Raw genomic sequence first — 25,748 nt, 5'->3', positions numbered from 1 at the left:
CACCCCGATAGTCTGACCGCCATGTGTGGAATCGTTGGGTACGTGGGCGGGCAGCAGGCCCAGCAGGTGGTCGTGGACGGTCTGGCTCGGCTGGAGTACCGGGGATACGACTCGGCGGGGCTGGCCCTCGTGGTCGAGGGGACGCTCGCCACGGCCAAGAAGGCGGGCAAGCTCGTCAACCTCCGCAAGGCGCTGGAGGAGGAGCCGCCGCCCGCCTCGACCATCGGGCTCGGGCACACCAGATGGGCCACCCACGGCTCGCCGAACGACCTCAACGCCCACCCGCACGTCGACTGCGAGGGCCGGATCGCCGTCATCCACAACGGGATCATCGAGAACTTCGCCTCGCTGAAGGCCGACCTGGCCGAGCGCGGCCACACCTTCCCGTCCGAGACCGACACCGAGGTCGTCGCCCACCTCCTCGAGGAGGAGGTCAAGGCCGGTTACGACCTGCCCGACGCGATGCGCAGGGTCTGCCGCCAGCTCGACGGCGCCTACACGCTCGTGGCCGTCGACGCCCAGGACCCCGAGGTCGTCGTGGGCGCCCGCCGCAATTCACCGCTCGTGGTCGGGCGCGGCAAGGGCGAGAACTTCCTGGCCAGCGATGTCGCCGCGTTCATCGAGCACACCCGCGACGCCATCGAGCTGGGCCAGGACCAGGTCGTCGAGCTGCGCCGCGACGGCGTGACCGTCACCGACTACGAGGGCCGTCCCGCCGAGACCCGCGAGTACCACGTCGACTGGGACGTCTCGGCCGCCGAGAAGGGCGGCTACGACTACTTCATGCTCAAGGAGATCGCCGAGCAGCCGCGCGCCGTCGCCGACACGCTGCTGGGCCGGATCGGCCGCGACGGCCGGCTCTCCCTGGACGAGATGCACATCACCGACGCCCAGCTCCGTGAGATCGACAAGATCGTCATCATCGCCTGCGGCACGTCCTACCACGCGGGCCTGATCGCCAAGTACGCGATCGAGCACTGGGCGGGGCTGCCCTGCGAGGTCGAGGTCGCCAGCGAGTTCCGCTACCGCGACCCGATCCTCAACAGCCGCACCCTCGTGATCGCCATCTCGCAGTCGGGCGAGTCGATGGACACGCTGATGGCCGTCCGGCACGCGCGGGAGCAGCGGGCCAGGGTGCTGTGCATCTGCAACGTCAACGGCTCGACCATGCCGCGCGAGTGCGACGGCGTCCTGTACACCCATGCCGGGCCCGAGGTCGGGGTCGCGGCGACCAAGACCTTCCTCACCCAGCTCGTGGCCGTCTACCTGATCGCGCTGTACATCGCGCAGGTCCGCGGCACCAAGTGGGGCGACGAGGTCTTCGCCATGGTCCAGCTCCTGGCCACGATGCCGGAGAAGGTCGAGCAGGTCCTGTCGACCATGGGCCCGGTCAGGGAGCTGGCCCGCTCCCTCGCCGACGTGAAGTCGGTGCTGTTCCTGGGCCGTCACGTGGGCTTCCCCGTCGCCCTCGAGGGCGCGCTGAAGCTCAAGGAGCTCGCCTACATGCACGCCGAGGGGTTCGCGGCGGGCGAGCTGAAGCACGGCCCGATCGCGCTGATCGAGGAGGGCCTGCCGGTGATCGTCGTCGTGCCGCCGCGCGCCCGCGACGTCCTCCATGACAAGATCGTTTCAAACATTCAGGAGATCAGGGCCCGGGGGGCGCGGACCATCGTGATCGCCGAGGAGGGCGACACCTCGGTGGTGCCCTACTCCGACACGCTCATCGAGGTCCCGGCCGTGCCGACGCTCCTGCAGCCCCTGGTGGCGACCATTCCGCTCCAGGTGTTCTCCTGCGAGCTGGCCACCGCCAAGGGCCACGACGTCGACCAGCCGCGCAACCTGGCCAAATCGGTCACGGTCGAGTAGAACCAGGACGGCCCCGGCGGCGTCGCAGTGTTCACGGATCTCGGTGAGGAGCACGAGTGGACCAAGACGTCGGCGTTCTCGCCAGGGGGGTGACCCGGAGCTTCGGGCGCTTCCAGGCGCTGCGCGGGATGGACCTCACGGTCCCCTACGGGGAGGTGACCGCGCTCGTCGGCGCGAACGGCGCGGGGAAGACGACGCTGATGCTCGTCCTGGCGACGCTGCTGGCGCCCGACCCGGGGACCGCGGAGGTGAAGGTCGCCGGGTACGACCTGCGCACCCATTCCGCCCTGGCGAGGGCCTCGCTGGGCTGGATGCCGGACACCTTCGGGGTCTACGACCGGCTGACGGCGGTGGAGTACCTGGAGTTCTTCGCCGCCGCCTACCGGGTGCCGCGGGCCGACGCCGCGACGCGGATCGCCGAACTGCTGGAGCGCGTCCATCTGGTGGAGTTCGCGCGGCAGCCCGTCCATGTGCTGTCGCGCGGGCAGAAGCAGCGGCTCGGGCTCGCGCGGGCGCTGGTCCACCGGCCCAAGGTGCTGCTGCTGGACGAGCCCGCCTCGGGCCTGGACCCGCGGTCGCGGGTGGAGCTGCGGGACCTGCTGCGGGGGCTGGCCGCCGAGGGCTGCGCGGTGCTGGTCTCCAGCCACATCCTGAACGAGCTGGAGGAGATCGCCGACCGGGTCGTCCTGGTCGACCAAGGACGGACCGCCGGGGAACACGACCTGGCGACGCTCCTGGCGTCGGCGTCCGGGATCTGGCGGATCCGCGCCCTCGATGAGGACGCCCTGGGCGTCGCGCTGGACCGCAGGTCGGTCCCGCACCGGATCGCGAGCGGGACCCCCGGCGTGGACGCGGGGCCGCTCACCGAGCAGGAGGCGGCCTCGCTGCTGACCGATCTCGTCGGCGACGGGGTCAGGATCGTGTCCTACGCGCCGGTCGGCGGCGTGCTGGAGTCGGTGTACCTCGCGATGACGGAGGACCGCAGGTGAACGGCATCGACGGCGTCCTGCTGGTGGCGCGCCAGGAGTTCCGGACCCGGCTGCGGACCGGCCGGTGGAAGATCCTCCTCGGGGCCTGGTTCCTGGTCGTCGGGGTGTTCGCGGTGCTGATGCGCCTGGCCCTCGACCTCACCGACACCGATGATCCGGGCGTCCCGCTGTTCGGCACGCTGCTGCTGTTCGTGCTGATCCTGACCATGCTCGTCGCGCCCGCCCTGACCGCCCAGTCGATCAACGGGGACCGTGAGCGGGGCACGCTGGCGACCCTCCAGGTCACCCGGCTCACCCCGTGGGAGATCACGCTCGGCAAGTTCGCGGCCGGCTGGGCGACCGGCCTGGCCACCCTGCTGCTCGCGCTGCCGTTCATCCTCTGGCCGATCGTGGAGGGGGCGGTCCCGCCGCTGCGCGGCCTGGTCAGCGTGGTCGTCCTGGCGCTGCTGATCGGCATCGTCTGCGCGATCGCCCAGGCGCTGTCGGCCCTGGTCATGCGGGGGATCACCTCGACGCTGCTGTCGTATCTGGCGGTGTTCGCCGCGATGATCGGGACGGTCATCGCCTTCTTCATCGCCCAGCCGCTCGTGGCCACCCACGTCGACCGGGGCGACTACATCGACTCGGTCGACCACTCCGAGCGCGTCTGGTGGCTGCTGGCCCCGAACCCGTTCGTGATCCTCGCCGACGCGACCCCGCGGCTGCCGCGCGTCCAGCGGTGCTACGACTACGCCTACCCCTCGACGACCGACGGCACCGGCACGAGCCCGCCCGTCAGGCGCTGCCACCTGGAGAGCCCCGACACCTTCGACCCCCTCGGCGAGATCGGCCGGTCGGTCCGCGACGCCCGTCTCGGCGCGGACGAGAGGGACGACCGCTTCGCCTATGACGAGGAGGCCGGCGCCCCCGTTCAGCGTTCCGCGGGCCCGGTCTGGCCCTACGGCCTGGGCTTCGGCCTCCTGGTGGCCGGCGGCTCGCTCTGGATCACCGCCCGCAGGCTGGAGACCCCGGCCCGGACCCTGGGCAAGGGCGTCCGCATCGCCTGACCGTCCGATGCGAAAGGGGCGCCACCGATGCCCGGTGGCGCCCCGTCGTCATCGTGCTAACGGGCGGCGTGCCTCAGCAGGCCGTTCCACGCGGGGGCGCTCAGGCGGAGCGCGGGTCCTCCGGGGTTCTTGCTGTCGCGCACCGCGATGACTCCGGTGCGCAGTCCGGCCACCTCGACGCACTGCCCGTTGGCGAAGCTGGCCGAGGCCCGCCGCCATGTCGCACCGTGCAGGTCACCAGGCTTGAGATGTTCCACGTTGTCTTTTGGCTTTCTGAGAGATCCTGAAATGGGACGGCATTGTTGTGTCCCGAGATGAATCTCGCTTTCGGCGGTAGCCGTACCCGCGAGGAGATGATCTTAGCGGGGCGGGAACCGCCGGGGCCGGTGAAACGCCTAGACCTTCTGAACGAGCCGTTCCAGGAGGTCACGGCTGTCTCCGGGGGTGAGGGCGACCTCGCTCAGGCGCCGGTGGGCCAGGCGGTAGCGGTAGGTCTCGACCTCCTTTTCCGACTGGTGCGCGGTGAGCCCCTCGGTATGGACGATGTCGGGGAAACGGGTGTCGTGGACCTGGGCGAATTCCAGCAGGATGAATGGCTCCGCGACGACCGGAAATGAGAATTCCAGCGGAATGACCCTCAGGTCGACGTTCTCCCTGAGGGAGAGTTCCATCAGATGCTCCAGCTGTTCGCGCAGCGTCACGGGGCCGCCGTAGGGACGGTGGAGCACCGACTCGTCGATGACGCAGTGGACCTTCTGCGGCGAGGTGCGGGTCAGGACGTTCTGCCGCTGGAGCCGGACGTCGAGGGCCCGGCCGAGCGCCCCCGGGGTCACGGTCGCGATCGCGTTGGCGAGCTGGATCACCGCGGTGGCGTAGCCCCTGGTCTGGAGCAGCCCGGGAATGATGGAGTTGTCCCAGATGTACTGGGTGTCGGCCTCGTCCTCCATCGCTATGAAGGTGGCGTACTCGGGGTCGAGGCTGACCACGTCCATCCACCAGCCGCGCTCACGGGCGTCGCGGGCCAGGGCCATGAGCTCGTTGTTGCGGTGGCCGTCGACCTCGTAGAGGGCCAGCAGGGCGCTGACGTCGGGCAGCGCGGCGCTCGTCTTCGCCGTCTCGATGCGGCTGACCTTGGCCGTCGACCAGGAGAAACGCGCGGCGACCTCCTCCCCGGTCATCCCGCTGTTCTCGCGGAGCTTGCGCAGTTCGACCCCGAGCCTGCGCTGGCGGACGGTCTGCGTTCTGGGAGCGGCCATGATTCACGTTACTCTGCAACTTTCACCGCGGGCCAGCCGGTTCCCCGGGCACGGGTCGTTACGATCAGAGAGTGATCGTGGGTGTCGGGATCGACGTGGTGGAGATCGCCCGGTTCGAGGCTTCGCTGGAGCGGACGCCCCGGCTGCGGGAGCGGCTGTTCACCGAGGCGGAACGGGGGCTGCCCGCGCGGTCGCTCGCCGCGCGGTTCGCCGCCAAGGAGGCCCTGGCCAAGGCGCTGGGGGCGCCCGGCGGGCTGCTGTGGACCGACGCCGAGATCCGGAGCGCGGCCAACGGACGGCCGTCGCTGCACGTGCGGGGGACCATCGCGGCGGTCGCGGACCCGCTCGGGATCACCTCCTGGCACGTGTCGCTGAGTCACGACGGGGGCATCGCGACGGCCGTGGTCGTCGCGGAGGCGGGAGGGACGTCATGAGGTACGCGCACACGGTCGAGAAGGTCCGGGCGGCGGAGGGCGCGCAGATGGCGCTGTTGCCCGAGGGCACGCTGATGCGGAGGGCGTCCACCGGGCTGGCGACGGTCTGCGCGCGGCTGCTCGGCCGCGTCTACGCCACCCGGGTGCTGCTGCTCGTCGGCGGCGGCGACAACGGGGCCGACACCCTGTACGCGGGTGGCGAGCTGGCCCGCAGGGGCGCCCGGGTCACGGCGGTGCTCGCCGGGTCCGGCGCGCACGAGGCGGCGCTGGCGTTCTTCCGCGCGGCAGGAGGCAGGGTCGCCGACGGCGCCGGCGTCCCCGAGAGCGAGATCGATCTCGTGATCGACGGGCTGGTCGGGATCGGCGGCAGGGGCGCGCTCCGCGAGCCGTACGCCGCCCTCGTGCGGGCGCTGCCGCCGCACGCCGCCGTGATCGCCTGCGACGTCCCCAGCGGGGTGGACGCCGACACCGGCGAGGTCGGGGGCGAAGCGGTCAGCGCCGACGTGACGGTCACCTTCGGCACCCTGAAGCCGGGGCTGCTCGTCGACCCCGGAGCCTCGTTCGCCGGGCTGGTCGAGCTGGTCGACATCGGGCTCGATCTCCCCGAGGCCGACGTCGTGGCCGCGACCACGGCCGATCTGCGGCCGCCCCGGCCGACGGTGGAGTCCGACAAGTACCGCAGGGGCGTGGTGGGCGTCCTCGCCGGAGGCGACTCCTACACCGGGGCCGCGGTGCTCGCGGTCGGCTCCGCGCTGCACGCGGGAGCGGGGATGGTGCGGTTCGCCTCCACCGAGGGGGTCGTCGACCTGGTCAGGCAGCGGTGGCCGGAGGCCGTCACGACCGTCCTCGACGCCACCGGCCTCGATCGCGCCGATCTCGATCGCGTCGGCCGGGTGCAGGCCTGGGTGGCGGGGCCGGGACTCGGCACCGACGCTCGCGCCCGCGACCTGGTGCTGGCCGCGCTCGCCACCGACGTCCCGGTGCTGGTCGACGCCGACGGGCTGACCGTCCTGGCCGAGCTGGGGCCCGGAGCCCTCGACCGGGCCGCGCCCACCGTGCTCACCCCGCACGCGGGGGAACTGGCCCGGCTCCTCGGCGCCGAGCGCTCCGACATCGAGGCCCGGCGCCTCCACCACGTCCGGCTGGCGGCCGAGACGTTCGCCGCGACCGTCCTGCTCAAGGGCTCCACCACGCTGGTGGCCACCCGCGGGGAACCGGTCCGCGCCAACCTCACCGGCACGCCCTGGCTGGCGGCCGCGGGAACGGGCGACGTGCTGTCCGGCCTGGCCGGGACGCTCCTGTCCGCCGGGATGCCCCCCGCCGAGGCCGCCGCCACGGCCGCCCACCTGCACGGGCTCGCCGCCAGGATCGCCGCCCACCCCGACCCGCGGTCCGGCCCGAACCCGATCACCGCGTGGGACGTCCTGACGGCGATCCCCGCGGCCTTCCGGCAGGCGCCCTGAAGGCAAAGAGCGGGTCCGCAGTGTGATCACGCTCGGTACCCGAACTCTTCACCTTGGCGGACTCTCCAACAGGGAGTGGCAGACTTTGTTGGTATGACGATTCCGACGCGGGCGCAGGTGGAGCTCGCGGCCATCAGGCACAACGTGGGTGTGGTGCGCGGTGCCGCGGGCGGCGCCGAGGCCATGGCCATGGTGAAGGCCGACGGCTACGGGCACGGCGCGGTGCGGGTGGCGCGGGCGGCGCTGGAGGGCGGGGCGTCCTGGCTGGGCGTGGCCTTCCTCGCCGAGGCGCTCACGCTGCGTGCCGCCGGGATCGATGCACCGATCATGGTCGCGGTCTGTCCCTCGGGCGACGACTACGGCACGGGCGTGGTGCAGGGCGTCGACTTCGGGGTCGGCGCGACCTGGCTGCTCCGGGAGATCGTCGCGGCGGCCGAGGCGACCGGGCGCACGGCCCGGATCCAGCTCGCCGCCGACACCGGCATGACGCGCGGCGGCGCGACCGTCGAGCAGTGGCCCGACCTGGTCGAGGCGGCGCTCAAGGCGGAGGCCGCGGGAGCGGTGGAGATCGTCGGGCTGTGGTCGCACTTCGCCTGCGCCGACGAGCCCGACCATCCCTCGGTCCGCAGGCAGATCAGGGTGTTCAAGGAGGCCGTCGAGCTGGCCGAGCGGGCCGGGGTCAGGCCCCAGGTCCGGCACCTGTCGAACTCGGCGGCGGCGCTGCACCTGCCCGAGGCCCGCTGGGACCTCGTGCGGCCGGGCATCGCCACCTACGGGCTGAATCCCGCCCCCGCCCTGCCGGACGGCGGGCTGCGGCCGGCGATGACCGTGACCTCGAAGGTCGCCCTGGTCAAACGGGCCGCCGCGGGCGAGGGTGTGTCCTACGGTCACCTTTACACCACCTCGAGGGAGACGAACGTCGCCTTGATCCCGGCCGGATATGCCGATGGAGTACCTCGTAACGGGACCAACGTCCTGGAGCTGCTGGCGGGCGGGAAGCGCCGGACGGTCGCGGGCCGGGTCTGCATGGACCAGTTCGTGATCGACCTCGGCGACGACTCCCTGGCCGAGGGCGAGGAAGTCGTCCTCTTCGGCCCGGGGGACCGGGGCGAGCCGACCGCGCAGGAGTGGGCGGAGCGCACCGGCACCATCTCCTACGAGATCGTGACCAGGCTCGGCGGGCGGGTGCCGCGCGTCTATTCGGAGTAGACAGGGGGATCATGGACGGCAGGCGGAAGCGCAGGCTCGGCATCGCGGGAGCGGTCGCCGGGCTCGGCGCGGCGGGGATCGGCGCGGCCGTGGCGGCCCGCAAGATCGCCGTCGGGCGGGTCAGGCTGCTGCCCGACCCCGATGTGAACGAACCGTTCGGGCAGTTGCGCGGCGAGCCCCTGACGGTCCTCGCCGACGACGGCCTCGCCCTGCACGTGGAGATCGAGCAGCCGCCGGGACGCCGCCCCCGCAAGCAGCTCACGATCGTCTTCTGCCACGGCTACTGCCTGACCCAGGACACCTGGCACTACCAGCGGCGCGATCTCGCCGGCACCCGCATGGTCTTCTGGGACCAGCGCAGTCACGGGCGTTCGGGCCGCAGCCGTCCCAGCCGGGCCACGATCGACCAGACGGGCGCCGACCTGGCCGCCGTGCTGCGCGCCACGACCCGTCCCGGGGATCCGGTGCTGCTGGTCGGCCACTCCATGGGCGGAATGTCGATCATGGCGCTGGCCGAGCGGTCGCCCGAGTTCTTCGACCGGCAGGTGATCGGCGTCGGGCTGATCAACACCTCCACCGGCGACATCCACGAGATGACGCTGGGCCTCCCGCTGATCCTCGCCAAGGTCATCCGGCCGGTGGCGCCGCGCGTGGTCCGCGGGCTGGGAGCCCGCAAGAACCTCATCGACCCTGCCCGCACCGCGGGCGCCGACCTGGCGTTCTTCGTGATCCGCCGGATGGGCTTCGCGGACCGGAACATCAGCCCGACCCTGGTCGACTTCGTGGAGCGGATGATCAGGGCCACCACGATCGACGTGATCGCGGAGTTCTACCCCGCCCTCATGCGGCACGACAAACGCAAATCCCTTGAAACACTGACAAAGGTGCCGATCCTGGTGATGTCGGGCGGCGCGGATCAGCTCACCCCGCGGGCGCACGGCGAGCTGATCGCCGACTCCCTGGACGACGCGGAGTTCGTGGGCGTCGACCAGGCGGGCCATCTGCTCCCGCTCGAACACCCCGGGCTGGTCACCGCCGCGCTGCGCCGGCTGCTGGCCCGCGCCACCGGACGTCCCGTCGAGGAGGCGGCCTCTTGAGGATCAAGACCCCCGAAGAGATGCACGAGTTCGGCCTGAAGCTGGCCGGGCTGCTGCGCCCGGGCGACCTGCTGGTGATGTCCGGCGGGCTCGGCGCGGGCAAGACCACCCTGACGCGCGGGATCGGCGAGGGCCTCGGGATCCGGGGCCCCGTGACCTCGCCGACCTTCGTGATCGCCCGTGTCCACCCGCCGCTGGCCGCCGGGCCGCCGCTGGTCCACGTGGACGCCTACCGGCTGGGGGGTTTCGCCGAGGTCGACGATCTCGATCTCGACGCCTCCCTGGAGGAGGCCGTGACGATCGTCGAATGGGGCGAGGGACTGGTCGAGGGGCTCAGCGAGGAGCGCCTGGAGATCAGGTTGGAGAGGGTGGGCGACGGGGAGGAGAGAGAGGTCGTTCTGGCAGGTGTGGGCGCCCGATGGGCCGGGATCGTTCCACGATGAAGATTTATTGTTCTTCTGTGCTGTTTGATACCGGTGGGTACTCCCGAAGTTACCTACGCGTGTCGTAATCTCTTCCTCGCGGTAAAGGGATACTTCCCCGACATTCGGACTGGGAGTCCTGTAGTGGGCGGACAACGTCGGAGGGCCAACGGCTCCGAGCGGAGCATGGCGATCTTGCTGGGCGGAGCACTCACCGGAGTGCTGGCCGTCTGCGCGATCGCCGGTTTGTTCATTCTCAAAAGCGCGAGCAGCAAGGTGCCCGAGGTCGCCTCCTCGTCCGTCGCCAAGGTCGAGCCGCAGAAGCAGCAGCAGAAGGCCGAGGCCAGCCCGAGCTTCACCCCGTTCGAAGTGGTCCCCGACGCCTGCGACATGCTCGAGAGCTCTCTCACCGGGCGGCTGGTGCCCGGCAGCAAGGAGGGTGTCCCGCCCGCGACCTCCGCCGACGACGAGAGCCGCTGCAGCTGGGGCGACTTCGGCGCCCGCGACCCGCGCGAACTCTCGGTCGAGCTGCGCGGATCCGGCTCGGTCGAGGACTCCAAGAACCAGTTCAACGACGAGTGGAACTCCGACCGGACCGGCGACACCCTGATCTCGGGTCAGAAGCTCAAGTACAGCAAGGAGGTCGGCGGTCTCGGCGAGGCCGCCTACGCCCTGTACATCGTGGGCGGCGACGCCGCCTCCGGAGTGATCAACGCCCGCGTCGGCAACGTCCTGATCACGATCCGTTACGCCGGCCGCGCCGGCGAGGAGACCCCCCTGTCCCAGAGCAAGGCCCTCTCGGGCGCCACCGAGGCCGCCAAGATCGTCGTCACGGCCGTCCAGCAGGCCGGAGAGAACCAGCAGCCGAGCTAGGTCTGGGCCGGACAGGCCTTAGGCTTGTTGGCTGTGCTGGTTCTGGCTTTCGACACCGCGACCTCGGCCGTCACCGTTGCCCTGTACGAGTGGCTGCCCGGTGAGGGCGTGCGGCCGCGCTCCGTCGTCCGGGGGGAGGAGCGCCAGCGGCATGCCGAGGTGCTGAGCCCGTCGATCGGGCTGGCGCTGAAGCGGGCCGGGGTGAGTCCGGGGGATCTCGACGTGGTGGCCGTCGGCGTCGGGCCCGGGCCCTACACGGGGCTGCGGGTGGGCCTGGCGACCGCCGACGCGCTCGGGAACGCCCTCAGGATCCCCGTGCACGGGGTGTGCACCCTCGACGCCATCGCCTGGGCGACCGGGCGCGACGAGCCGTTCGTGGTCGCGACCGACGCCCGCCGCAAAGAGGTCTACTGGGCCCGTTACGCCTCCTACTCCGAGCGGCTGACCGAGCCGATGGTCGGACCGGCGGGCGACGCCGCGCTCGGCCTGCCCGCCTACGGCGAGGGCGCCAGGATCTACTCGGAGATCCTCGGCGAGCCCGGCGAGCCGCTGCTGCCCTCGGCCGAGGCCGTCGCGGAGATCACGATCTCCCGGCTGTCGGGCCTGCGCGGGCTGCCGCTGCTCACCCCCGACCCGCTGTACCTGCGCCGCCCGGACGCCCAGGAGATCGGCCCGCGGAAGAAGGCCGTCCAGTGATCCGCCAGATGACCGAGGGCGACGTCAAGGCGGCCCTGGTGATCGAGCACGAGCTGTTCGGCGACGAGACCTGGACCGAGAACATGCTCCTCGGCGAGCTGGCCGACCAGCCGCGCACCCGGCACTACGTGGTGCTGGAGGAGGACGGCGAGATCATCGGCTACGCGGGCCTGTCGGCGGCCGGCGGCGAGGCCGACGTCCAGACGATCGGCGTCCGGACCGCCCACCAGGGCCGCGGCCTCGGCAAGGCCCTGCTGACCGAGCTGCTGGAGGAGGCGGAGCGACGCGGCTGCACCGCGGTCTTCCTGGAGGTCAGGGCCGACAACACCACCGCACAGGGGCTCTACGAGCGGTTCGGCTTCGAACGCATCGGGCTCCGCAGGGGCTACTACCAGCCGTCCGGGATGGACGCCGTCGTCATGCGCAGGGGGAAGCTCTCATGACCGAACCACTGGTCCTCGGCATCGAGACCTCGTGCGACGAGACGGGCATCGGCATCGTCCGGGGGCACACGCTCCTGGCCGACACGGTCGCCTCCAGCGTCGGGGAGCACGCGCGGTTCGGCGGCGTCGTCCCCGAGGTGGCCTCCCGGGCCCATCTGGAGGCGATGACCCCGACCATCGACAGGGCGCTGGCCACCGCGGGCGTCACGCTCCACGACCTGGACGCCATCGCGGTCACCGCGGGTCCCGGGCTGGCGGGCGCGCTGATGGTCGGCGTCGCCGCGGCCAAGGCCTACGCCCTGGCCCTCGGCAAGCCGCTGTACGGCGTCAACCACCTGGCCGCCCATGTCGCCGTCGACCAGCTGGAGCATGGGCCGCTGCCCAAGCCGTGCGTGTCGCTGCTGGTCTCCGGCGGCCACTCCTCACTGCTGCTGGTCCCCGACGTCGCCTCCGACATCCGCTCGCTCGGCGCGACCGTCGACGACGCCGCGGGCGAGGCCTTCGACAAGGTCGCCCGCGTGCTCGACCTGGGCTTCCCCGGCGGCCCCGTCATCGACCGCCGGGCCCGCGAGGGAGATCCGGCGGCCATCTCCTTCCCGCGCGGCAAGCTCGACGACGGCACCTACGACTTCTCCTTCTCGGGGCTGAAGTCGGCGGTCGCCCGCTGGGTCGAGAACCGCGAGCGGGCGGGCCAGGGCGTTCCGATCGCCGACGTCGCCGCGAGCTTCCAGGAGGCCGTCGTGGACGTCCTCACGCGCAAGGCGATCGCGGTCTGCAAGGACAACGGCGTCGACCACCTCCAGATCGGCGGGGGCGTGGCCGCCAACTCCCGGCTGCGCGAGATGGCGCAGCAGCGCTGCGACAAGGCCGGGATCCATCTGCGGGTGCCGCGTCCCGGCCTGTGCACCGACAACGGGGCCATGGTCGCGGCCCTGGGCTCGGAGCTGGTGGCCTGCGGCGTCGAGGCCTCGCGGCTCGACCTGCCCGCCGACTCCTCGCTGCCGGTCACGACCGTCCGGCTCTGAATCAGAGCAGCGCCTTCGGGGTCCGGAAGGCGTGCCGGTAGGCCAGCGGCGCGACGCCCAGCGCCGCGTGCAGATGCTGGCGTAGCGACACGGGCGTGTTGAAACCCGAGGCCCGGGCCACCTCGTCGACCGACAGGTCGGTGGACTCCAGCAGGTGCCGGGCGTGCTCGACGCGCTGCCGGGCGAGCCAGCGCGACGGGCTGAGCCCGGTCTCCTCGCGGAAGCGGCGGGTGAAGGTCCGGGTGCTCATCGCGGCGTGCGCGGCGAGGTCGTCGAGCGTCAGGGCCGTGTGCAGACGGGCCAGCGCCCAGGCCCGGGTCGCCGCCGTGGTGGTGTCGGGGGCCGCCGGGACGGGCCGCTCGATGAACTGGGCCTGTCCTCCCTCGCGGAAGGGCGGGGCCACGCAGCGGCGGGCGGCGCGGTTGGCGACCTCCGCTCCGTGATCGCTGCGGATCACGTGGAGGCACAGGTCGATGCCCGCCGCGACGCCCGCCGAGGTGAGGATGTCGCCGTCGTCGACGAACAGGACGTCGGGATCGAGGTCGACGGTGGGGAAGAGCGAGGCGAAATGAGCGGTGTTGCGCCAGTGGGTGGTGGCCTGGCGGCCGTCCAGGAGGCCCGCGGCGGCCAGCACGAACGCTCCGGTGCAGATGGACATGATGCGGGCCCCGCGGGCGTGGGCGGCCCTCAGGGCCTCGCTGACGGCCGTCTCCACGGTCCCCTCGGCGTAGGGAGGCCCGCCGTGGACGCCGGGGACCACCACGGTGTCGGCCCGCTCCAGCAGCGACAGGTCGTGGTCGGGGACGATCGAGAACCCCGCGGCCTCGCAGCGGACGGCCCGGCCGCCGGGGGTGCAGGTCTGGACGTCGTAGTCGGCCGGGGCCTCGGCCGCCCAGAAGACCTGGCCGGGGATGCCGGCGTCGAGACTGGCGAAGTCGTCCAGGACGAGCACGGCGACGAGATGGGTCATACCGGCCATTCTATGGCCTGAATCTTTCGGATATTGGCTCCCCGGCCACTCGTGAGAAAAGGGACGACCCGGAAGAATCAAGGTCATGACGAAGAGACTGCACAGATCATGGCTGGTGGCGGGGGTCGCGCTGGTCGCGATCGTCGGCGCCGCGGGGTTCAGGGCCACCCCCGGGGTCATGATCGACCCCCTCCAGCAGGAGTTCGGCTGGAGCAAGGGGACGATCTCCCTTGCGGTCTCGGTCAACCTGATGCTGTTCGGGCTGACCGCCCCGTTCGCCGCCGCCCTGATGGACCGGTTCGGGATGCGGAGGGTCGTGTCGGCGGCGCTGCTGCTGGTCGCGGCCGGCAGCGGGCTGACCGTCTGGATGACCGCGAGCTGGCAGCTCGTCGCGACCTGGGGCGTGCTGGTCGGCCTCGGGACCGGCTCGATGGCCCTGGTGTTCGCCGCCACGCTGACCGACCGCTGGTTCGCCACCAGGAAGGGCCTGGTCACCGGGATCCTCACCGCGGGCGGCGCCGCCGGGCAGCTGGTCTTCCTGCCGCTGCTGTCGGTGCTGGCGCAGGAGCACGGCTGGCGCAGCGCGTCCGTCACGGTCACGGCGGCGGCGCTGGCCGTCGTCCCGCTGGTGTGGTTCCTGCTGCGCGACACCCCCGAGGAGATCGGCCTCACCGCCTACGGCACCGACGAGCCCGTCGTCAGGACGCCCCAGCGCGGCGCCGCCCGGCGCACCCTGGCCACCCTGAGGGACGCCGCACGGACGCGCGGCTTCTGGTACCTCGCGGGCGGGTTCGCGATCTGCGGCGCGACCACGAACGGCCTGGTCGGCACCCACTTCATCCCCGCCGCGCACGACCACGGCATGGGCCAGACGGCCGCCGCGAGCCTGCTCGCCCTGGTCGGGATCTTCGACATCATCGGGACGATCCTGTCGGGCTGGCTCAGCGACAAGGTCGACCCGGGCAAGCTGCTCGTCGCCTACTACGGGCTGCGCGGGCTGTCCCTGCTGGTGCTGCCGCAGCTGTTCGCCGCGAGCGTCCACCCCAGCATGCTGCTGTTCGTCCTGTTCTACGGGCTGGACTGGGTGGCGACGGTGCCGCCGACCGTCGCGCTGTGCCGCCGCCTGTACGGCCGGAGCGGGGCGATCGTGTTCGGCTGGGTCTTCGCCTCCCACCAGATCGGCGCCGCGTTCGCCGCGACGGCCGCGGGACTCACCCGCGACCGTCTCGGGAGTTACGACGCCGCCTGGTACGGGGCGGGCGTCCTCTGCCTCGGTGCCGCGTTCGCCTCGGCCGCCCTGGTGGCCAGGCCCCGCAAGGAGCGGATCAGAAGATCCCCTGTCCCGGTGTGAGGATGCCGTCGGGGTCGTAGGTCCGTTTGGCCAGCTTGAACGCCGGCCAGACGGGACCGTAGTGCCGCTTCCAGTCCTGCGGCGTCAGCGGGAGCGTTCCGATCGGGTACCAGGAACCGCCGCGGGCCCTGGCCGTCTCGTAGAAGGCCAGGTTCGCGGCCGTCATCGCGGCGGGGTCGGCGACCCCGGGCGAGGCGGTGCGCAGGATCGAGAACAGGTAGGCGTACCGCTCGTCCGGCATCCGCAGCAGCGGCGCCCGCAGCTTCGCGGTGTCGATCGGGTAGAGCAGGATGACCGCGCTGAACCCGACGGTCGCCGGGGTGAGGGTCGGGAGGGCGCCCGCGACCAGCTCGTCAACGGCCGAGGCGGGCAGCAGCGAGTCGAGCCAGGGGTGCGGCCTGGTCCACTCGCCGAGGCTCTTGAGGATGTCGACGATCGGGCCGATCCGGTTGGCGAAGTCGTAGTAGGCCTGGTCGGCGGCCGTCAGGGAGGTCGCGCCGAGGTCGCCGGTCAGGCGGGCGTCGTCGGCGGCGGTCGCGCCGTAGGCGACGGCCTCCAGCATGTACTTCCAGGTGCCGTCCGGCTGCGACTGGAGCTGGCCCTCCACGTAGTCGAAGCGGCCGGACCCGATCAGGGCCCGCTGGACCGCGGTGAGCTCGGGCAGCGTGGCGAAGAACAGGTTGTAGTAGCGGACGGTCTCCGGCGCCGGCACCAGCCTGAGCGTGGCCCGGGTGATGATCCCGACCTGGCCGCGGCCCGACAGCAGCGCGTAGAACAGCGGCGCGCGGCTGGTCGGAGAACAGGTGACGAGCCTGCCCGCCCCGGTGACGGCCTCGAGTTCGAGGACGTTGTCGACCTGGGCGCCGTGGTGGCCGATCTGGCCGCCGAGCCCGCCGGCGCTGAGCGTCCCGCCGACGGACAGGTCGATGTAGTCGGTGAGGACGGGCGGGGTCAGGCCGCGCGGCAGCGTCGCTTGGAGGAGGGTGTTCCACAGGGCGCCCGCGCCGACGGAGGCGCGGCGCCCGGAGATCTCGATGCCGGACAGCGGGGCGAGCTCGATGACGAGGCCGCCGGCGACCTGCGACTGGCCGTTGGTCGAGTGGCCCTGACCACGTCCGGCCACGGGGATGCCGTGCCGGCGGCAGAACTTCACCATCTTCACGACGTCCTGGACCGACCCCGGTTCGAGGACGGCCAGCGGCCGGTGGTGGACGATGTGGCCGAAGTCGTCGGCGGCGGCGTCGAGGGAGGCGGCGTCCGTGCGGAGGGTGCCGTCGAGTGCGGGTACGGAGTCGAAGGGGCCTGCGGCGTTCGCGCCGGTCACCCAGCCTTTCGTGATCGGGTCGAGGCCGAGGACGAGCGCTCCGCTCATGAGCCCGGTCATGAGCGAGCGTCGGTTGAACTCGTGCAAGGGAACCTCCTGAAGATCCACTACTTCGGAAGAATCCCACTGATCGCATGTCCGGGCGGTTAAATGTCATCCAACCGTGGCGAACGGGCCTAATGTTGCACATGTGACGAGCGAACGCGGTCTCCGCCACGCGGCGGCCTTCGACTCCATCGGAGCGCGCTACGACGAGGCGTTCCCGCACAAGGACGGGCAGCTCGCGGCCGGTGAGTGGCTGCTGGAGCGGCTCACGCCCGGAAGCAGGGTCCTCGACGCTGGCTGCGGCACCGGGCTGCCGACCGCCGCCCAGATCACGGCGGCGGGCCACCACCTCACCGGGGTCGACGTGTCCGCGCGGATGATCGAGCTGGCGCGGGAGAACGTGCCCGGCGCCGAGTTCCGCCAGGCCGATCTCTCGGCGGCCGGGCTCGGCGACGGCTACGACGCGATCGTCGCCTTCTTCGTCCTGCTGATGATCCCGCTCGACGGCATCCCCGAGGCGCTGCGCCTGCTCCACGACCGGCTGCGGCCCGGCGGGCTGTTCTGCCTGTCGATGGTCGAGGCCGATCTCGAGGACGTCCCGATCGCCTTCCTCGGCCAGGAGCTGATCGTCTCGGCGTACCTGCGCGAGGAGCTCCAGGAGCTCGTCGAGGCCGCCGGATTCGTGGTCGAGGAGCTCAACGTGATCTCCTACGCGCCGCAGACGACCAAGGCCGTCCCCGAGGTCCAGCTGTTCCTCAACTGCAGGCGTCCCCAGGGATGAGGGCCGGGCGGTCATGAAAGCGGCACTGGAGTACCTGGGCGAGGCCACGGCCCGGATCGGCACCCGGCTCGATCCCGCCGAGACCGCGCGGGCCCTCGCGGGCGCGCTGGTGCCCCGGCTGGCCGACGCGGCGACCGTCTACCTGAGCGAGGGGCTGTTCACCGGCCACCGCGACGACGGGCACCGGGTCGAGGGACACCGGGTCGAGGGGCCGCTCCGCCAGGTCGTGTGCCTGCCCTCGGTGACGGTTCTCACCGACGGGCTCGAGGAGGCCATGGGGTCCGGTGAGTCCGTCCTGGGCAAGACGGATCTGGCCGTCCCGTTGCAGGTCAGGGGGCGGATCCTCGGGGCCGTGCTGCTCCGCCGCGAGCAGGGCTTCGACGACGAGATCGAGCTGATGCTGGTCGCGCAGCTCGCCGCGCAGGCCGCTCTGGCGGCCGACAACGCCCACCGGTACCGGGTCTCGGCCGCCGCCGCCGACACCCTCCAGCGCAGCATGCTGCCGACCCGGCTGCCCCGCCTCGCCGGGATCGACCTGCACCACCGTTATCTGCCGGCCAGCGACCACGCCCGGATCGGCGGCGACTGGTTCGACGCGATCCCGCTGCCGTCCAGCCGGATCGCGCTGGTCGTCGGCGACGTCATGGGCCACGGGATGAGCTCCGCCGCGATCATGGGCCAGCTCCGGACGGCCGTCCAGACGCTCGCCGCCCTCGACCTGCCGCCCGGCCAGGTGCTCCGCCAGCTCGACGGCCTCGCCCAGGGCATGGGCGAGGCCTATCTCGCGACCTGCCTGTACGTCGTCTACGACCCGGTGGCGCGGCGGCTGACCTTCGCGAACGCCGGCCATCTGCCGCCGGTCCTGATGCGCGCCGACGGGACCACCGAGCTGCTGGCGGTGCCCGAGGGGGTGCCGATCGGGGTCGGCGGGGTGGCGTTCGAGCCGGTCGAGATGGCCGTCGCGGACGGCGACCGGCTGGTGCTGTGCACCGACGGCCTCGTCGAGGTCCGCGGCTCCGACATCATGACCGGGATGGAGGGCCTGCGCACGGAGCTGGCCCGCCGCCGCCTGTCCCTGGACGCCCAGTGCGAGGAGCTGATCCGCGCGCTTCCCGACCGGCAGGACGACGTCGCCCTCCTGATGGCCGACCTCCAGGGCATCCCGGCGTCCCACGTGGCCCGCTGGATGCTCCAGCCGCGCCGCCAGACCCCCGCCAAGGTGCGCAGGCTCATCCGCTCCACCCTCAGGTCGTGGGGCCTGGCCGACCACATCGACACGACCGAGCTGCTGGCCACCGAGCTGGTCACCAACTCGGTGCGCTACGCCACCCGCCCGGTCGAGCTGCGCCTGGTCCGCACCGACGCCCTGCTCGTCGAGGTCACCGACGACGACTTCGCGCTGCCGGTGCTCCGCTCGGCCGCCGACGACGACGAGGGCGGCCGGGGACTCCAGCTCGTCTCCCGCCTCGCCCGCCGGTGGGGCGCCACCCGCACCACCACCGGCAAGGTCGTCTGGTTCGAGCAGCCCCTTGTTTAGACGTCGTCGGCTTTAGACGTCGTCGGCGTCCATGATCCGGTAGGCGTAGCCCTGTTCGGCGAGGAAGCGCTGGCGGTTGGCGGCGAAGTCCTGGTCGAGGGTGTCGCGGGCGACGACCGAGTAGAAGCGCGCTCCCTTGCCGTCGGATTTGGGGCGCAGGACCCGGCCGAGGCGCTGCGCCTCCTCCTGGCGGGAGCCGAAGCTGCCGGAGACCTGGATCGCCACCGACGCCTCGGGGAGGTCGATCGAGAAGTTGGCGACCTTCGAGACCACCAGGCAGGAGATCTCCCCGGTGCGGAACGCCTCGAAGAGCTTCTCGCGCTCCTTGATCCGGGTCTCTCCCTTGATCACGGGGGCGCCGAGGCGCTCGCTCAGCTCGTCGAGCTGGTCGATGTACTGGCCGATCACCAGGGTCTGCTCGCCCGCGTGCTTCTCCACGAGGCGCTCGACGACCTTGGTCTTGGTCTCGGTGGTCGCGCAGAAGCGGTAGCGCTCCTCCGGCTCGGCCGTGGCATAGGCCAGCCGCTCGGAGTCGGTGAGGGTGACCCGGACCTCGACGCAGTCGGCGGGCGCGATGTAGCCCTGGTTCTCCATCTCCTTCCACGGCGCGTCGTAGCGCTTCGGGCCGATCAGGGAGAACACGTCGCCCTCGCGGCCGTCCTCGCGGACCAGAGTGGCGGTCAGGCCCAGCCGGCGGCGGGCCTGGAGGTCGGCGGTCATCCGGAAGATCGGCGCGGGCAGCAGGTGGACCTCGTCGTAGACGACCAGGCCCCAGTCGCGGGCGTCGAACACCTCGAGGTGGCCGTACACGCCCTTACGGCGCGACGTCATGATCTGGTAGGTCGCGATCGTGACCGGGCGGATCTCCTTCTTGGAGCCGGAGTACTCGCCGATCTCGTCCTCGGTCAGCGAGGTGCGCTTGATCAGCTCACGCTTCCACTGGTGCACCGAGACCGTGTTGGTGACGAGGATCAGCGTGGTGGCCTGCGCGTGCGCCATCGCGGCGGCGCCGACGATGGTCTTGCCGGCGCCGCAGGGGAGGACCACGACGCCGGAACCGCCCTGCCAGAAGGCCTCGGCGGCCTCCTTCTGGTACGGACGGAGCACCCAGCCGTCCTCCTCGAGGTCGATCGCGTGCGCCTCGCCGTCGACGTACCCGGCGAGGTCCTCGGCCGGCCAGCCGAGCTTCAGCAGCGCCTGCTTGAGATTGCCCCGCTCGGACGGGTGGACGATCACGGCGTCCTCGGAGATCCGGTCGCCGAGCAGGCCCTTGATCTTCTTGGCGCGCAGCACCTCCTCGAGGACGGCCCGGTCGACCGAGACCAGGACGAGGCCGTGCGAGGGGTGCTTCTCCAGCCGGAGCCGTCCGTAGCGGCCCATCGTGTCGGCGATGTCGACGAGGAGGGCGTGCGGAACCGGATAGCGCGAGAACTTGATGAGGGCGTCGACGACCTGTTCGGCGTCGTGCCCCGCCGCCCTGGCGTTCCAGAGCGCGAGCGGGGTCACCCGGTAGGTGTGGACATGTTCCGGCGCCCTTTCCAGCTCACAGAAAGGGGCGATGGCCCTGCGGCAGTCGGCTGCCTGGTCATGATCGACCTCGAGCAGCAGGGTCTTGTCGGACTGGACGATCAGCGGGCCCGTCATAACCGTCCAGTCTATTGACCGCGCCCCATGCCCGGACCGTGACCCGCTTCCGCGGCCGCGAGGAGCCCGGCAAGATCCGCGATCGAGCCGATGACGTGATCGGCGCCGTCCGCCGGGACGGACGGCCGGTACTTGCCCGTCCTGACGAGGACTCCGGTGAGGCCCGCGGCCTGGGCGCCCAGCACGTCGGCGTCCAGGTCGTCGCCGACCATCAGGGAGTCCGCCGGGGCGGCGCCCAGCAGGTCGAGCGCGGCGGTGAAGAAGGCCGCGGACGGCTTGCCGATCACCTCCGCCTCGGTGCGCGCGGCCGCCTCCAGGCCGAGGAGGAAGGCTCCCGCGTCGAGGCTGAGACCGCCGGTGACCTGCCAGGACAGATTGCGGGCCAGGGCGACGAGCCGGGCGCCGTCCTGGAGGAAGCCGAACGCCCGGTTCAGCGCCTCGTAGCCGAACTCCGGCCCGGCGCCCCCGATCAGGACGACGTCGGGGCGCTCGTCCACCAGCTCCAGCCCGGCCAGGTCCTCACGGATGTCGCCGCTGTTGAGCAGGTGACAGCGCTTCCCGGCCAGCCGCGCGGCGGCCAGCACCGGCGCGGTCACCACGTCGTCCGGGGTGACCGGGAACCCCGCCCCGACGAGGGCCGCGGTGATCCCCGCCCGCGTCCGCGAGGTCGTGTTGGTCAGCAGCGCGAACGGACGCCCTGACCTCCGGAGCTCCCGCACCGCCTCGACCGCGCCGGGCAGAGGCTCCCACGAGACGGTCAGCACCCCGTCGATGTCCAGAAGTACGGCCATCCCCTTCTTCTACCCGGCCTTCTCTTGACGATGCGACAAGAGCAAGCCTACTCTCTTGGCAAGCTGACAAGAGGAGAGCGTGATGGAGATCGAGGGCTTGCGGGTTCTGGTGACCGGGGCGTCGAGCGGGATCGGAGAGGAGATGGCCAGGGCGTTCTCGGCCGCAGGGGCCGAGACGCTTCTGGTGGCTCGGCGGGCGGAGCGGCTGGAGGCGCTCGCCGCGGAACTGCCGGGGGCCGTGGTCATCGTCGGAGACCTGGGGGAGAACGGGGGCGCGGCGCAGGTCGCCGCACAGGCCGGGCCGGTGGACGTGCTGGTCAACAATGCCGGGAGCGAGACCGGCGGGTCGGTCTGGGCCGTCGGCGACAGGGACGAGGCACGGCGGATGTTCGAGGTCGACTGGTGGGCCCCGCTGGCCCTGATCTCCGCGCTGGTGCCCGGGATGCGGGAGCGCGGACGCGGTGCCGTCGTCAATGTCACGTCGATCCGGCAGATCCTGGCCTGGCCGTCGCTGGGGCACAGCGCCGCGGCGAAGGCGGCGCTCGCTCAGGCGACCTCGACGCTGCGCCTCGAGCTGACCGGCAGCGGCGTCGGCGTCGTCGAGGTGATCCCCGGCCCGGTCGAGACCGCGGCGCTCGGGGCGAGCAGGCTGCTGCCCGGTTTCGTCGAGCTGCTGGACGGGATCTTCGGCACGGGGACCCCCGGCGAGCTGGCGGAGCTGGTCGTGGCCGCGGTGCGGGAGGAACGCGAACGCGTCTTCTACCCGAAGGCCGTCGAGCAGGCCTACGACGACCCGTCCGGGCTGCGCGCCACGATGGCCGAGGCCGTCCGGGAGCTGGGCCCGCCACCGCCCGAGCTCGCCGACACCCTGGTCCTCGGACCGGGCGATCCGATGATCACCGAGGCCAAGGCGGCCTGGGAGAACGGCCGCTGAGATAGCGTGCCGACCATGCCGCGCAACAGACAGGACGTCGACCGGGAGGCCAAGGTCGCCGAGATCCGCGAGGCGGCCGTGCGCATCCTGCGCGACGGAGGCCACCCCGCCCTGTCCCACAGCGCGGTCGCCAAGGAGCTGGGGCTGGCCCGCACCGCCGTCTACTGGTACTTCCCCGCCAAGGACGACCTGTTCGTCGCGGCCCTCGCCGAGGTCTACGCCGCCGACCTGGGCACACCGCCCGCCGGCGACGACGTCATGGCCCGTCTGCGCTGGGCGGTCGAGCGTCTCACCGCGCTCCAGCCCCTCACCCACGCCCTCCACGAAAGGGCCCGCCACTCCGAGGCCGCGGCGAGGCTGGAAGCGGCGCTCCAGGAGTCCATGTGCTCCCGCCTGCGCGCGCTCCTGTCACCACGCGTCCCGGCCGAGCGCCTCGACCGCGTCACCACCACGATCATCGTCTTCGTCGAGGGGCTCCTCACCCAGCCCAGAACCACGAGCGACCGCCTCGACCTGCTGGAATTCCTCGTCACCGAACTCACCTGAGCGGCCCGGCCGCACAGGCCAGGGAGCCCCGCTCATGTCCGACGACATCTACGCGCCCAGCGCGTTCACCGAGATCCGCGACCAGGTCGCCCGCCACGAGACCACCGTCGCCGACGCCGTCTGGCCCGACTTCCCCGGCTACCGGGCCACCGCGGCCCCGAGGGAGATCCCCCTCTTCCTCCTGACCCGCGTCCCCTGACCGGGGAAACAGATCTAGGCGGCGAGGGCGTCGTAGTAGTCGGTGCCGGAGTCGGAGCTCGCGAAGACGCCGAGGGCGGCCATGACGACGACGGCGGCGATCGACAGGACGATGGCGGCGCCGAAGATGATCCAGCTCCACATCGTCAGGTTCTTGGCCGAGACCGGGTCGGTGTGGACGCGGTTCAGGGCCATGGCGGCCGTGATGATGCCGGGGATGGCGAAGATCCCGCAGCACAGGACGGTGAGGACGCAGTTGGCGATCAGCGCGGCGAGGGCGGCGCCGTTGTTCGGCGGAGGCGGCGGCGGGCCCCAGCCGTACTGGCCCGGCTGCGGCCCGTACGGGCCCGGCTGCGGTCCGTACTGCCCGCCGTACTGCTGGCCGTACTGCCGTCCCTGGCCGTAGGGGTCCTTCGGGGGGTAGCCGTAGCTCACTTCTCCAGCCTTCGTCCGGGGCGTCGGGTTTGAGAGATTGGACTGTGAACCTTATCTGCTGGTTCAGGCCTTTCTCACGCCGGTGATGCGGTGCAGCGCGAAACGCTGGACGGACGCCCTCGTCTGGTCGTAGGCGGTGAGGAAGCCGCCGTCGACCCGCACGGGTTCGATGATCCGGCTGGAGGCCTGTCCCTGCTGGTCGAGATAGCCGATCCACAGGCGGGTGCCGATCGCGGCGCGCAGTTCCTCGATCATCGCCAGCGCCGGGGTGCGCGGCGGATCGCCGAGGGGGGCGCCGATTCCGGCCGCCTCCTCGCCCGCCCGCAGGGCCCGCACGGCGGCGGCCGCGATGCCCGCGTCCACGGTGTGCTCGTGGTCGTGCGGCTGCCGGGCCTGGGGCTCGGCCCGCTGGACGTCGGTGCGGGTGACGACCAGGCCGCCCTCGGTGGACTCGGCGACCGGGGCGAAGCCCAGGGACCGCAGTGACTCCAGCAGCTCCTGGCGCGAGAGCCTGCTGGCCAGGACGGTCGGAGCCAGCCGGTACAGACGCAGCGCGGCGGCCCTGCGGTCGGCGAAGATCTCGTCGAGGACGGCCGGATCGTCGCAGCGGACATAGGCGAGGGCCGTGCCGACGCGCAGCCGACCGTGCTTCTTGCCGACATCCTCGATCATGTAGCTGAGGGGCTGCGGGATCGGGGTGGCGCTGTGCCTGGTCAACAGGTCGATGAGCTCGGAGACGGTGCGTCCGGCGTCGAGGGCGCGGCGCAGGGACTCGGGCGTGAAGCGGTAGACCGTCGCGCCGCCCTTGGACTCGACGTCGGCGGACAGGGCCAGCTCGCGGGCCAGTTCGGGGACCAGCGGGCCGGGGGCGACGGCCGTCAGGTCGGCCTGGAGGAGGACGTGGTCGACCGGGTCGGGGAGCAGCCTCGCCAGGTCGGGCCGGATGTCGGCGCCCTCCAGGAGCGGGCCGGTGTAGGAGGCCCTCGCCCCGAAACCGGTCAGGCCGAGGAAGGCGGCCTCGCGGAGCGTCCAGGAGACGATGCGGTCGTGCAGGCCGCCGGTGCGCCGGGGGTGCCGCCAGGCGAGCCGGTCGAGGACGGCCCGCTCGGTCGGGGCCAGGCCCTCGGGCAGGGCGTTGAGGACCTCGCGGCGGATCCACGGGGCCGTGGTGCGGACCGACTCGTCGGCCAGGGCGTTGACGGTCTTGTCGCGGTCGTCGCGGGCGCCCGCGAGGCCGGGGACGCGGTCGGTCTCCAGCCAGGCGTTGGCCAGCTCGGTCCAGCGTTCGGCGGCGTCGCGGAGCAGCCACAGATCGTAGGAGCGGGTGGGGATCCAGTCCGACTCCTTGGCCAGCAGGCCGGCCGCGTAGGCGAGCTCGGCGACGAAGGCGGCGTCGGCCTCGGAGACGTCCAGGAGGGTCGCGGCGGCCTTCAGGTCGCGCACGGCCAGCCCGCCCGAGCGCAGCACCGGCGGGGGATCGACGCCCCAGCGTTCCAGCAGCTCCTCCACCAGCCGCAGCGCGGTGAAGGCCTGGCCGGAGGCGATCTGGTCGGTCAGGGCGAGGCCTCGCTCGGTGCCCGTCGCGGGCGGCGGGGTCAGCGGATCGTCCCGGAAGACCACGTCGCGGCGGAGATGGAGGGCGACCTCGCGGGGGAGGGTGACGGTGCGGTCGTCGGTGGCCACCAGCAGCGCCCTGGCCAGCAGCCGTTCGATCGGGCTGCCGGCGGTGGCCAGGTCGACGGGGCGGCGGGCGTTGTCGATCCGGCCGGTCGGCGGGCCCCAGGCGAGCTGCTCCAGGGCGGCCCTGGCCTCGGGTCCCGCGTCCTCGATGAGGTCGGCGGGCTCGGCGATCCGTTCGGCGATGGCCTCGCTCAGGCCGGTCGCGCTGGCGAACGAGGTGGACAGGCCCAGGTCCTCGGCGAGGGTGATCAGGCGGTCGCGCGGGACGGCGCCGAGGGCGTCGCGGGCGGTAGGGCCGAGCCCCGCGGGGGACGGCAGCGCCTGGCGGACGCCCGGTGCCACCTGGAGCTTCTCGCGGGAGGCCCGCCTGGACGCCGAGAACGGCTCGCCCTTCCAGACCAGGCCGATGGCGCGGAGGCCGTCCACGACTTCGGCCGCGGCCGGTCCGAGGGCCTTGCGGACTGCTGTGATGGAGGGGGAAGGGAGGACCAGGATGGTCTCCAGCACGGCGAGTTCTGCCCTGCTCAGCCGGTCGAGGGCGCGGGCCACGGCGGCGGGCGTCACGGCGCGGGCGGCGAGCCCGCCGAGGTCGGCGGGGACGGGAGAGATCAGTTCGGGGCGTGCGGAGACGAGGGCGCGCAACTCCTCGTCGGTGCGCCCGCGCAGCCAGTCCCCGTAACTGTCCAAACGCCG

General features: G+C 72.1%; 26 protein-coding genes. 18 read left to right on the top strand and 8 right to left on the bottom strand.

The window, feature by feature from the left end; translation table 11 throughout:
* The first annotated feature begins 21 nt into the window (after positions 1-21).
* The 3 genes from glmS to ABD785_RS07820 are packed head-to-tail and all read left to right on the top strand — an operon-like array spanning position 22 to position 3,901.
* Entirely contained in the window at positions 22-1,866 is a 1,845-nt protein-coding gene (gene glmS, locus ABD785_RS07830; protein ID WP_344823909.1) for a glutamine--fructose-6-phosphate transaminase (isomerizing), read from the top strand.
* 56 nt (positions 1,867-1,922) lie between these two features.
* A complete protein-coding gene (locus ABD785_RS07825) occupies positions 1,923-2,855 on the top strand; it encodes an ABC transporter ATP-binding protein (protein WP_344823906.1) in 933 nt (310 codons plus the stop codon).
* Positions 2,852-3,901 carry an ABC transporter permease gene (locus ABD785_RS07820; protein WP_344823903.1) on the top strand — a complete coding sequence of 350 codons (1,050 nt, stop codon included), beginning with the start codon at positions 2,852-2,854 and terminating at the stop codon, positions 3,899-3,901. Before ABD785_RS07825 ends, ABD785_RS07820 begins: the two co-directional genes overlap by 4 nt.
* A 56-nt stretch (positions 3,902-3,957) precedes the next feature.
* Here the strand turns inward: ABD785_RS07820 and ABD785_RS07815 are convergent, their stop codons facing one another.
* Both ABD785_RS07815 and ABD785_RS07810 read right to left on the bottom strand, forming a co-directional pair.
* The gene (locus ABD785_RS07815; protein ID WP_344823900.1) at positions 3,958-4,158 is read right to left on the bottom strand and encodes a DUF397 domain-containing protein; all 201 of its coding nucleotides are present in this window, start codon (positions 4,156-4,158) and stop codon (positions 3,958-3,960) included.
* A gap of 138 nt (positions 4,159-4,296) precedes the next feature.
* Positions 4,297-5,157: a helix-turn-helix domain-containing protein gene (locus ABD785_RS07810; protein WP_344823897.1), complete on the bottom strand. Its 861-nt coding sequence runs from the start codon at positions 5,155-5,157 to the stop codon at positions 4,297-4,299.
* 71 nt (positions 5,158-5,228) lie between these two features.
* Between ABD785_RS07810 and ABD785_RS07805 the strand changes: the two genes are divergently transcribed.
* From ABD785_RS07805 to tsaD, 9 genes are all read left to right on the top strand, one after another.
* Entirely contained in the window at positions 5,229-5,591 is a 363-nt protein-coding gene (locus ABD785_RS07805; protein ID WP_344823895.1) for a holo-ACP synthase, read from the top strand.
* Positions 5,588-7,054 (top strand): NAD(P)H-hydrate dehydratase, encoded by a 1,467-nt coding sequence (locus ABD785_RS07800; protein WP_344823893.1) that lies wholly within the window; start codon positions 5,588-5,590, stop codon positions 7,052-7,054. Before ABD785_RS07805 ends, ABD785_RS07800 begins: the two co-directional genes overlap by 4 nt.
* 93 nt (positions 7,055-7,147) lie before the next feature.
* Positions 7,148-8,263: an alanine racemase gene (gene alr, locus ABD785_RS07795; RefSeq protein ID WP_344823890.1), complete on the top strand. Its 1,116-nt coding sequence runs from the start codon at positions 7,148-7,150 to the stop codon at positions 8,261-8,263.
* An 11-nt stretch (positions 8,264-8,274) separates the two neighbouring features.
* Positions 8,275-9,360 carry an alpha/beta fold hydrolase gene (locus ABD785_RS07790; protein ID WP_344823887.1) on the top strand — a complete coding sequence of 362 codons (1,086 nt, stop codon included), beginning with the start codon at positions 8,275-8,277 and terminating at the stop codon, positions 9,358-9,360.
* The gene (gene tsaE, locus ABD785_RS07785; RefSeq protein WP_344823884.1) at positions 9,357-9,803 is read left to right on the top strand and encodes a tRNA (adenosine(37)-N6)-threonylcarbamoyltransferase complex ATPase subunit type 1 TsaE; all 447 of its coding nucleotides are present in this window, start codon (positions 9,357-9,359) and stop codon (positions 9,801-9,803) included. The genes ABD785_RS07790 and tsaE overlap by 4 nt, the downstream gene beginning before the upstream one ends.
* A 165-nt stretch (positions 9,804-9,968) precedes the next feature.
* Positions 9,969-10,655, top strand: a complete 687-nt coding sequence (locus ABD785_RS07780; protein WP_344823882.1) for a hypothetical protein — start codon at positions 9,969-9,971, stop codon at positions 10,653-10,655.
* 33 nt (positions 10,656-10,688) lie between these two features.
* The gene (gene tsaB / locus ABD785_RS07775) at positions 10,689-11,351 is read left to right on the top strand and encodes a tRNA (adenosine(37)-N6)-threonylcarbamoyltransferase complex dimerization subunit type 1 TsaB (protein WP_344823881.1); all 663 of its coding nucleotides are present in this window, start codon (positions 10,689-10,691) and stop codon (positions 11,349-11,351) included.
* Positions 11,348-11,794: a ribosomal protein S18-alanine N-acetyltransferase gene (gene rimI, locus ABD785_RS07770; RefSeq protein WP_425547746.1), complete on the top strand. Its 447-nt coding sequence runs from the start codon at positions 11,348-11,350 to the stop codon at positions 11,792-11,794. The genes tsaB and rimI overlap by 4 nt, the downstream gene beginning before the upstream one ends.
* Positions 11,791-12,819, top strand: coding sequence for a tRNA (adenosine(37)-N6)-threonylcarbamoyltransferase complex transferase subunit TsaD (gene tsaD / locus ABD785_RS07765; protein ID WP_344823879.1), 1,029 nt, complete (start codon positions 11,791-11,793; stop codon positions 12,817-12,819). Before rimI ends, tsaD begins: the two co-directional genes overlap by 4 nt.
* A gap of 1 nt (position 12,820) precedes the next feature.
* On the opposite strand, the gene ABD785_RS07760 is transcribed toward tsaD, so the two are convergent.
* Entirely contained in the window at positions 12,821-13,789 is a 969-nt protein-coding gene (locus tag ABD785_RS07760) for a GlxA family transcriptional regulator (protein ID WP_344823876.1), read from the bottom strand.
* A gap of 85 nt (positions 13,790-13,874) precedes the next feature.
* On the opposite strand from ABD785_RS07760, the gene ABD785_RS07755 reads away from it, so the two are divergent.
* Positions 13,875-15,140 carry an MFS transporter gene (locus ABD785_RS07755; RefSeq protein WP_344823874.1) on the top strand — a complete coding sequence of 422 codons (1,266 nt, stop codon included), beginning with the start codon at positions 13,875-13,877 and terminating at the stop codon, positions 15,138-15,140.
* On the opposite strand, the gene ABD785_RS07750 is transcribed toward ABD785_RS07755, so the two are convergent.
* Entirely contained in the window at positions 15,115-16,551 is a 1,437-nt protein-coding gene (locus tag ABD785_RS07750; protein ID WP_344823872.1) for an FAD-binding protein, read from the bottom strand. The genes ABD785_RS07755 and ABD785_RS07750 overlap by 26 nt on opposite strands.
* Positions 16,552-16,654: 103 nt before the next feature.
* On the opposite strand from ABD785_RS07750, the gene ABD785_RS07745 reads away from it, so the two are divergent.
* The gene (locus ABD785_RS07745; protein WP_344823870.1) at positions 16,655-17,290 is read left to right on the top strand and encodes a class I SAM-dependent DNA methyltransferase; all 636 of its coding nucleotides are present in this window, start codon (positions 16,655-16,657) and stop codon (positions 17,288-17,290) included.
* A gap of 13 nt (positions 17,291-17,303) precedes the next feature.
* Positions 17,304-18,827 carry an ATP-binding SpoIIE family protein phosphatase gene (locus tag ABD785_RS07740; RefSeq protein ID WP_344823867.1) on the top strand — a complete coding sequence of 508 codons (1,524 nt, stop codon included), beginning with the start codon at positions 17,304-17,306 and terminating at the stop codon, positions 18,825-18,827.
* 12 nt (positions 18,828-18,839) lie between these two features.
* Here the strand turns inward: ABD785_RS07740 and ABD785_RS07735 are convergent, their stop codons facing one another.
* Both ABD785_RS07735 and ABD785_RS07730 read right to left on the bottom strand, forming a co-directional pair.
* Positions 18,840-20,471, bottom strand: a complete 1,632-nt coding sequence (locus ABD785_RS07735) for a DNA repair helicase XPB (protein ID WP_344823864.1) — start codon at positions 20,469-20,471, stop codon at positions 18,840-18,842.
* Positions 20,472-20,482: 11 nt separating this feature from the next.
* Positions 20,483-21,262 carry an HAD-IIA family hydrolase gene (locus ABD785_RS07730; protein ID WP_344823860.1) on the bottom strand — a complete coding sequence of 260 codons (780 nt, stop codon included), beginning with the start codon at positions 21,260-21,262 and terminating at the stop codon, positions 20,483-20,485.
* A gap of 82 nt (positions 21,263-21,344) precedes the next feature.
* Here ABD785_RS07730 and ABD785_RS07725 point away from each other — a divergent pair, with 82 nt between their 5' ends.
* Genes ABD785_RS07725 through ABD785_RS07715 form a run of 3 tightly spaced genes read left to right on the top strand, consistent with a single transcriptional unit; the run spans position 21,345 to position 22,941 of the window.
* Complete coding sequence (locus ABD785_RS07725) at positions 21,345-22,196, top strand: SDR family NAD(P)-dependent oxidoreductase (protein ID WP_344823857.1); 852 nt, start codon at positions 21,345-21,347, stop codon at positions 22,194-22,196.
* A 15-nt stretch (positions 22,197-22,211) separates the two neighbouring features.
* Positions 22,212-22,742 (top strand): TetR/AcrR family transcriptional regulator, encoded by a 531-nt coding sequence (locus tag ABD785_RS07720; RefSeq protein WP_344823854.1) that lies wholly within the window; start codon positions 22,212-22,214, stop codon positions 22,740-22,742.
* A gap of 34 nt (positions 22,743-22,776) precedes the next feature.
* Positions 22,777-22,941 carry a hypothetical protein gene (locus ABD785_RS07715; RefSeq protein WP_344823851.1) on the top strand — a complete coding sequence of 55 codons (165 nt, stop codon included), beginning with the start codon at positions 22,777-22,779 and terminating at the stop codon, positions 22,939-22,941.
* A 14-nt stretch (positions 22,942-22,955) separates the two neighbouring features.
* On the opposite strand, the gene ABD785_RS07710 is transcribed toward ABD785_RS07715, so the two are convergent.
* On the bottom strand, positions 22,956-23,375 hold the full coding sequence (locus ABD785_RS07710) for a hypothetical protein (RefSeq protein WP_344823849.1): 420 nt from the start codon (positions 23,373-23,375) through the stop codon (positions 22,956-22,958).
* Between the two features lie 63 nt (positions 23,376-23,438).
* The gene (locus tag ABD785_RS07705; protein ID WP_344823845.1) at positions 23,439-25,742 is read right to left on the bottom strand and encodes a helicase-associated domain-containing protein; all 2,304 of its coding nucleotides are present in this window, start codon (positions 25,740-25,742) and stop codon (positions 23,439-23,441) included.
* Positions 25,743-25,748 lie beyond the last annotated feature (6 nt).

The sequence above is a fragment of the Actinocorallia longicatena genome (assembly GCF_039534125.1).
GTDB classification, from domain to species: Bacteria; Actinomycetota; Actinomycetes; order Streptosporangiales; family Streptosporangiaceae; genus Actinocorallia; species Actinocorallia longicatena.
The sequence above is the reverse complement of the archived record's forward strand: the minus strand, read 5'-3'. Positions and strand labels throughout refer to the sequence as shown.

Bases quoted from the DNA above. Each gene is read 5' to 3' on its own strand.
- ABD785_RS07740 (WP_344823867.1), top strand. From the start codon at position 17,304: ATGAAAGCGGCACTGGAGTACCTGGGCGAGGCCACGGCCCGGATCGGC.
- ABD785_RS07780 (WP_344823882.1), top strand. From the start codon at position 9,969: ATGGCGATCTTGCTGGGCGGAGCACTCACCGGAGTGCTGGCCGTCTGC.
- ABD785_RS07730 (WP_344823860.1), bottom strand. From the start codon at position 21,262: ATGGCCGTACTTCTGGACATCGACGGGGTGCTGACCGTCTCGTGGGAG.
- ABD785_RS07790 (WP_344823887.1), top strand. From the start codon at position 8,275: ATGGACGGCAGGCGGAAGCGCAGGCTCGGCATCGCGGGAGCGGTCGCC.
- ABD785_RS07735 (WP_344823864.1), bottom strand. From the start codon at position 20,471: ATGACGGGCCCGCTGATCGTCCAGTCCGACAAGACCCTGCTGCTCGAG.
- glmS (WP_344823909.1), top strand. From the start codon at position 22: ATGTGTGGAATCGTTGGGTACGTGGGCGGGCAGCAGGCCCAGCAGGTG.
- ABD785_RS07800 (WP_344823893.1), top strand. From the start codon at position 5,588: ATGAGGTACGCGCACACGGTCGAGAAGGTCCGGGCGGCGGAGGGCGCG.
- tsaD (WP_344823879.1), top strand. From the start codon at position 11,791: ATGACCGAACCACTGGTCCTCGGCATCGAGACCTCGTGCGACGAGACG.
- ABD785_RS07810 (WP_344823897.1), bottom strand. From the start codon at position 5,157: ATGGCCGCTCCCAGAACGCAGACCGTCCGCCAGCGCAGGCTCGGGGTC.
- ABD785_RS07755 (WP_344823874.1), top strand. From the start codon at position 13,875: ATGACGAAGAGACTGCACAGATCATGGCTGGTGGCGGGGGTCGCGCTG.
- ABD785_RS07725 (WP_344823857.1), top strand. From the start codon at position 21,345: ATGGAGATCGAGGGCTTGCGGGTTCTGGTGACCGGGGCGTCGAGCGGG.
- ABD785_RS07720 (WP_344823854.1), top strand. From the start codon at position 22,212: ATGCCGCGCAACAGACAGGACGTCGACCGGGAGGCCAAGGTCGCCGAG.
- ABD785_RS07715 (WP_344823851.1), top strand. From the start codon at position 22,777: ATGTCCGACGACATCTACGCGCCCAGCGCGTTCACCGAGATCCGCGAC.
- ABD785_RS07760 (WP_344823876.1), bottom strand. From the start codon at position 13,789: ATGACCCATCTCGTCGCCGTGCTCGTCCTGGACGACTTCGCCAGTCTC.
- alr (WP_344823890.1), top strand. From the start codon at position 7,148: ATGACGATTCCGACGCGGGCGCAGGTGGAGCTCGCGGCCATCAGGCAC.